At 62.2% G+C, this 2,433-nt stretch carries 1 protein-coding gene and 1 pseudogene; both read left to right on the top strand.

From position 1 onward, the window contains the following. A pseudogene (locus EOA85_RS32715) lies at positions 1-730 on the top strand (adenosine kinase); the annotation flags it as partial. A gap of 91 nt (positions 731-821) precedes the next feature. After that, complete coding sequence (tdh, locus tag EOA85_RS32710; RefSeq protein ID WP_127212469.1) at positions 822-1,856, top strand: L-threonine 3-dehydrogenase; 1,035 nt, start codon at positions 822-824, stop codon at positions 1,854-1,856. Positions 1,857-2,433: the final 577 nt, after the last annotated feature.

Below are 2,433 nucleotides of genomic sequence, written 5' to 3'. Positions count from 1 at the left end.
GGGCGAAATCTACGCGCACGACATCCATGCCCAGGGCGTCGCCTTCGACACCAAGCCGCTCAAGGGCGGGCCGCCGACGGCGCGCTCGATGATCTTCGTCACCCCCGATGGCGAGCGCTCGATGAACACCTATCTCGGCGCCTGTGTCGAGCTCGGGCCGGAGGACGTCGAGGCCGACAAGGCCTCTGGCGCCAAGGTCACCTATTTCGAGGGTTATCTGTGGGACCCGCCGCGCGCCAAGGAAGCGATCCGGCAGACGGCGAAACTGGCGCACGCGGCAGGCCGCGAAGTGTCGATGACGTTGTCGGATTCGTTCTGCGTCGACCGTTACCGCGACGAATTCCTCGAGCTGATGCGCTCGGGCACCATCGACATCGTCTTTGCCAACAGCCACGAGATCAAGGCGCTCTACCAGACATCGTCGTTCGACGAGGCGCTCGCGCAGATCCGCAAGGATTGCCGGATCGCCGCCGTGACGCGGTCCGAGAAAGGCTCCGTCATCGTGCGCGGCGACGAGACCGTGGTCATCAAGGCCACCGCCATCGAGGAACTGGTCGACACGACCGGCGCCGGCGACCTCTACGCCGCCGGTTTCCTGCATGGCTACACGCAGGGTCGCGATCTCAAGACCTGCGGTGATCTTGGCTCACTTGCCGCCGGCCTGGTGATCCAGCAGATCGGGCCAAGGCCAAGGCAGAATTTGCGCCGCGAGGCCGAGCAGGCGGGGCTGACCATTCCGGACGTTCAAACGAGTAGTGGCCTACCTTCCCGTTGTGCAGGCTATCTCGCCAGAAGCGCAATCACGGAATAGGGAGATCCTGATGTCGAACATGATGAAGGCGCTGGTCAAGGCCAGGGCCGAGCCGGGCATCTGGATGGAAGAGGTGCCGGTACCGGAGATCGGCCCCAACGACGTGCTGATCAAGATCAAGAAAACCGCGATCTGTGGCACCGACGTTCATATCTATAATTGGGACCAGTGGGCGCAGAAGACCGTGCCGGTGCCGATGGTGACCGGCCATGAATTCGTCGGCACCGTCGCCGATTTCGGCGCCGCGGTCAGCGAATACAAGGTCGGCCAGCGCGTCTCCGGCGAAGGCCATATCGTCTGCGGCCATTGCCGTAACTGCCGTGCCGGCAGGGGCCACCTATGCCGCAACACGCTCGGCGTCGGCGTCAACCGTCCCGGCGCCTTCGGCGAGTATCTGGCGATCCCGCAGCACAATGTGGTGCCGATCCCCGACGATGTGCCCGACGAGGTCGCCGCGATCTTCGATCCCCTGGGCAATGCCGTCCATACCGCATTGTCCTTCGACCTTGTCGGCGAGGACGTGCTGGTCACCGGCGCCGGGCCGATCGGCATCATGGGCGCGCTCGTTGCCCAATGCGTCGGCGCGCGAAAAGTGGTGATCACCGACATCAATCCGGTGCGGCTGGCTTTGGCGAAAAAGCTCGGCGTCCAGCATGTCGTCGATGCGTCGAAGGAAAAGCTGCGCGATGTCATGCCGGCGCTCGGCATGACCGAGGGTTTTGACGTCGGCCTCGAAATGTCGGGTGCGGCGCCCGCCTTCCGCGACATGATCGACACCATGAACAATGGTGGCAAGATCGCCATCCTCGGCATCGCGCCGACCGGCTTCGAGATCGACTGGAACAAGGTCATCTTCAAGATGCTGCACTTGAAGGGCATCTACGGCCGCGAGATGTTCGAGACCTGGTACAAGATGATCGCGCTGGTGCAAGGTCCGCTCGATGTCAGCGGCCTGATCACCCACCGCATCGGCATCGACGACTTTCAGACTGGGTTCGATGCAATGCGCAGCGGCAGTTCCGGCAAGGTGGTGATGGACTGGTAGGGATTGCCTTGGCCGCTCTTCAGGAAAAGCTGACGGGACAGCACCCTCTGGTCCGCCGGACATCTTCCAACGAGGGGAACATGGCTGGGCGGAGAGCTATGGCTCCGCTACGTGCGCCCGCTAATCATGATACGGCGACGTATCGCGGCCCATCCGATGACGGTCGATGGGGCAATTCGCTTCAGTCGATGACGGAAACCCGGTGAACGGATGCTCAGGCCCCGACGCGATCGTCTATTTCCTATGATCTGCGATTGAGGTCGAGGTGTTGCCGCCGTTTCAGCGGGTAAGATGCGATAGACGACTTCCGGTACCTTTCCGGTCAGCGAAAAGGAAGGCAACGAGCCGCATTGCCTCAAGCAAAATGTTACCAATAGTGTCCCTGTTCCAAAAGGGATGGACAGGTCGTGCCATTCCGGTTCGGGAGAAGGATGGCGCGGCTCAGCATGGCGACACGGTGAAGCGGCGATCGTGGAGCGTTATCGCGGCGTTGACAAGCGGCGCATTCTGGATGAGTTCAAGGCGGTAACCGGCTATTATCGCAAGCGCGCGATCCGTCTTATGAACCGTCGTGAGC

The organism is Mesorhizobium sp. M5C.F.Ca.IN.020.29.1.1, assembly GCF_003997375.1.
Classification (GTDB): domain Bacteria; phylum Pseudomonadota; class Alphaproteobacteria; order Rhizobiales; family Rhizobiaceae; genus Mesorhizobium; species Mesorhizobium wenxiniae.
The sequence above is the reverse complement of the archived record's forward strand: the minus strand, read 5'-3'. Positions and strand labels throughout refer to the sequence as shown.